The organism is Aquisalimonas sp. (assembly GCF_007120195.1).
In the GTDB taxonomy this organism is placed as follows: domain Bacteria; phylum Pseudomonadota; class Gammaproteobacteria; order Nitrococcales; family Aquisalimonadaceae; genus Aquisalimonas.
Window position 1 is genome coordinate 1 of the sequence record NZ_SKOG01000288.1, and the last position, 3915, is coordinate 3915.

Below are 3915 nucleotides of genomic sequence, written 5' to 3' on the forward strand. Positions count from 1 at the left end.
GCCCAAGGAGGAGCTGCAGTCGTTCATGGCCCCGGTCCAGGACGTCACACGGGCCATCCAGGCCGCGATCCAGCCCGATGGCATCGTCCTGAACCAGTTCAACGGCAAGGCGGCCGGGCAGACGGTATTTCATTACCACCAGCACATCGTCCCCCGTTGGCAGGGACAGGACCGGCGCAGCCACGGGAAGGATCAGGCGGACCCGGAAGAACTCAAATCGGTGGCGGCGGCCATCCGTGCCGAGCTGGACTGGGAGCGCTGAATGAAGCTCGCCTCCTGGAACGTCAACTCACTCCAGGTGCGCCTGCCCCACCTGCTCCGCTGGTAGGAGACCGAGCGGCCGCAGGCGGTGGGCCTGCAGGAGACCAAGCTCACGGACGAACACTTCCCTGCGGCCGCGCCCTGCGGGAGGCAGGCTACGCCGCCGTCTACGCGGGGCAGAAGACCTACAGACGAGCAGGTCTTCTTGTGGTGGGATTATCGCATGATCAATTTTCGCCGTAACCGGGGCCTGCGCATTGATCTCATTCTCGCCAGCCCGGCGCTGGCGCAGCAGTGCACGGCCGCTCGCGTGGACGTGGAACCGCGCCGCTGGCGGCGGCCGTCGGACCACGCGCCGGTGGTGGCGGAATTTGCGCCGTGAGAAGGCTCGGCGGTGACCCAATCACCCCCAGCACCGGCATCAGGTTCACCACCACCAGCGGGCGGCCCGACGAATAGCAACGACCGCCGGCGCACACCCGCAGCGCGCCGCAGCCGGGCTCCTACGCGAAAAACGCCAACGTCCGGACCTCGATGCTCTCCCGGGGCGGATCATCCGCCCGTGTGTTCGGATCATCGAAGGCAGTGTGCGGGGTAAAGCGGGCGCGGCCGTCGGTACGCGAGTCGTAGCCCTTGATCACGATCGCCTCTTCCCGCTCCATTTCCGGGAAATACAGCCAGCGCTGGGCGGGGTTGAACGCCAAGTGATAGATCTCGCCGGTGCGGCCGGGATACACCATGTCGGTTCCGATCAGATCGTCGGGATCGAGGGAGCTAGCGTCCAGCACCGCCAGCGGCGATCGCTTGACCGGACCCCGAATGGGCCGCCAGACGTTTACCTGGACGAACGGCACATCGCCCAACCGCCGGGCCTCCTCCTCGCCGAACAGGTCTCGCACGCGCTGGGGGCCGGACCACTCGGTGTAGTCGTTGTGGACACGATTGGCGGGGGTCTTGGTGCCGTCGGCTCCGCCGTCATCGCGACGCCGGGTGTGATCGAAGATGACCACCCGGGAGGCCCCCGTCGCCTCGCACACCAGCGCCTCGATCTCCGGGTAGTATTCGCGCTCGACACGCGGGCGTCGTCATAGAAGTCGTCGACCCGGGTCGAACGCCGCCACAACTCTACCCCCTGGCGGTCGAGAGACAGCTCGCCGGCCCACGGTCGCGCGTCGTGCACGGGCACCTCGCGGCTTTCCATCTCGGCGTGGTAGCGTGGCTCGGCGGCCCCGGTGAGGGCCTCCGTGTGCAAATAGGGTCGCCGCCCGGTCGGTACCATGAAAGTAAGCGCCGCGGTGACAGACACCAGCCGCTCACCCGTCTGCGCATTGTGGGTCGGGGTAGTCATTGGATCTTTCCTGTTGCGGAGCAATCACAGTAGTAAAAATCTGGCCCCCAAGCGCGAATCTCAAGGCTTCCCCCTGAACGGCAAGTGCGCTGGGGTACTCTTACCTTCCAGGTTAGTAAATGATTCCGGACGCTTCCGGAGAGCGGCACAGTGGTGCTTTGTCGTGGTCACCGCAGCGCCTTTGCGAACATCGATAGCAGCTCCGGGGCCAGCTCCCGCTGGAAAGCCTGCAGGTAAACACCCAACTCCCGATCGATGGGCCCTTCCCGGTCAGGGTCACCCGTGATCATTGCAACTGCGTTCGGCGTCGCGTCCTTACCGCCGTAAAGCTACCTGATGAAGGCGTGCGCAGGTCTCGGCCGGTCAACATCGAACACGATGCCATACAGGGCAACCCATCCCGGATGTTCGGCCAGTCCACCAGCATCAAGCCAGCGTAGCCCTTCGCCCGCCAGCTTGAACGGTGTGATATCGGGAGGCTGGTGTGTCTCCGTCGCTCGAAGATGGTCGATGTAGGTCGGGGCGAGTCCCCGCTCCACTGCGCCGTCTATCAGAATCTTCAGATACCGGATTGAGGGTCGAAGCGCCGGGTCACGCACCTCATCGAGGCCAACATACGTTTCGGCGATGACGCGTTCGGCACCGTCCACTTCCACCTCCAGAGGCCGGCGTTCGTAGAGCACCCCGCGCGCTTCAATGACATCCAGCACCGGTTCTGCCTCGTCATCGATCAGGTGGACCGTACCCAGGACGTAATCTCCCGCCTTCGCCGACTGGGAGATATTCGCCACACCCCCGTCAAGTCGGCGAAACGCGCTGGGCACGTCGAAGGAAATCTGCCACCCTTGCACCCTCCCCGGTACGGAGCAGGACGCCCGCACCCCTTTGGCGTCCAATCCGGCCCAACCAATGTTTGATCCGTAGGCAAAGTATCGAAAGCCCATGAAGCTGGCCCGTATAGACAACTCCTTCGATTTACGGGTAGGCCACCGTATGCATATGCTCACCGTCGAGGAAGAACTCGTGCGGTTCGCCATCCTTGCCAAATACCCGGTAGCACTGCGTCCGGCCCCCCGGATACCCGCGTACGCCGTGCAAAGCTGACCGTCGGCGACCTGCCATTCGCCGTGGAACGTTTGCCCTGCCGCGAACACTGTCGCCGAGCCATCACATCCGGATCGAACCGCGTCGTCCCGGTTAGACGGTCCTGACGCCGCCACTCCATCTCGACCTCCTCAGCATGGAGGGCTGGACCTGCTGCCCATCCAGAGCGCTCTAGCCCGCGTATAGGCAGTACAAACACCTCTTCGGCGGCCGGCAGTCCCTGCTCGTCGGTGTCGACACCTGATCCGGCAGTCGCTCCGACTCACCAATCGCCTCTCGATGGCGCCACGGGGCACGAATCCATGCCGACGACGACGAGGCTGCCGGCGCGCTTCTCGCGCGCTCCCCTGCCACTCGGAGGCCAGCCGCCACATGGCCGCGCCGCTGGCGTCGCAGCCCACGGTGGTCGTCATTGTGTCATCCCGCTCAATCGAACAGTCCGCGCTGGGGCGGCGCCCGGCATGGCGGGCGCCGGGGGGCTTGGGGTACGGCCGCTCATGCGGCGAATGAACGTGCGCGATATCAGCCGCTCTGCGAAGGTTCTACCGCCATGGAGCTGGGGCGGGGGGTTTCTGCTGCGTCACCCTTGGTAACGATTCCGCCGTAGATTGCGATGCGGACCTCCGCCGCAAGGACCGCCGTTCGGTATCAGCGGCTGTCAGAAGGTCCGGCAGGGGCCTCGTGCGCGGCCCGGGTTGTCGGCCTCCAATTGAGCGGCGGAGCAGTTCATCGAACTGTGGTGGACCTGCGAGAGGCGCGCGGAGGGAGAACCTCGCATTCCAGGTCCGTCTTAAGCGAGGGAAGAGCCTTGGCTGTTAGTCATTAGACCTCCCTTCCTCGATGACCTCGTCAGCTTCTTGTTCATCGCCAGCGTCTGGCTGGGGTTCTTCCTTTGCCACGGAAGCGCCGGGATCGTAATCGAGGACCACGAGCATGGGAAAGTGGTCGGAACCGATGTCGGGAAGACGACGTAGCTCGACGAGAAGGAAATGCTGGGATGCGAAGACGTGATCCAGCGGATAGCGCAGGAGCCGGCTTCTGGTGTCAAAGGTGTTGAATAAGCCTCGGCCCACCCGTGGGTCGAGCAATCCTTCGATTCGCTTAAAAAGATACGTGGTGTGCGACCAGGCCACGTCGTTGAAATCGCCGGCGACGATGACCGGTACGTCCCCAAGTTTCTTTACCTCTTTGGCAACCAGCAA

5 protein-coding genes and 1 pseudogene are annotated in these 3915 nt (G+C 64.2%); 2 read left to right on the plus strand and 4 right to left on the minus strand.

Annotated features, from left to right (window positions below; translation table 11 throughout):
• On the plus strand, positions 1–262 hold a 262-nt coding region (locus tag QZT63_RS19740), incomplete at its 5' end, for an HIT family protein (protein WP_290653749.1).
• 87 nt (positions 263–349) lie between these two features.
• A complete protein-coding gene (locus QZT63_RS19745; protein WP_366637650.1) occupies positions 350–643 on the plus strand; it encodes an endonuclease/exonuclease/phosphatase family protein in 294 nt (97 codons plus the stop codon).
• A gap of 121 nt (positions 644–764) precedes the next feature.
• Here the strand turns inward: QZT63_RS19745 and QZT63_RS19750 are convergent.
• The 4 genes and pseudogenes from QZT63_RS19750 to QZT63_RS19765 form a co-directional block, all read right to left on the minus strand.
• Positions 765–1325, minus strand: a pseudogene (locus QZT63_RS19750) (CmcJ/NvfI family oxidoreductase); the annotation flags it as partial.
• A 451-nt stretch (positions 1326–1776) separates the two neighbouring features.
• On the minus strand, positions 1777–1899 hold the full coding sequence (locus tag QZT63_RS19755; protein WP_290653751.1) for a hypothetical protein: 123 nt from the start codon (positions 1897–1899) through the stop codon (positions 1777–1779).
• A gap of 39 nt (positions 1900–1938) precedes the next feature.
• Positions 1939–2646: a gamma-glutamylcyclotransferase family protein gene (locus QZT63_RS19760; protein ID WP_366637652.1), complete on the minus strand. Its 708-nt coding sequence runs from the start codon at positions 2644–2646 to the stop codon at positions 1939–1941.
• A gap of 882 nt (positions 2647–3528) precedes the next feature.
• A partial coding sequence (locus QZT63_RS19765; protein ID WP_290653755.1) for an endonuclease/exonuclease/phosphatase family protein occupies positions 3529–3915 on the minus strand: 387 nt, incomplete at its 5' end.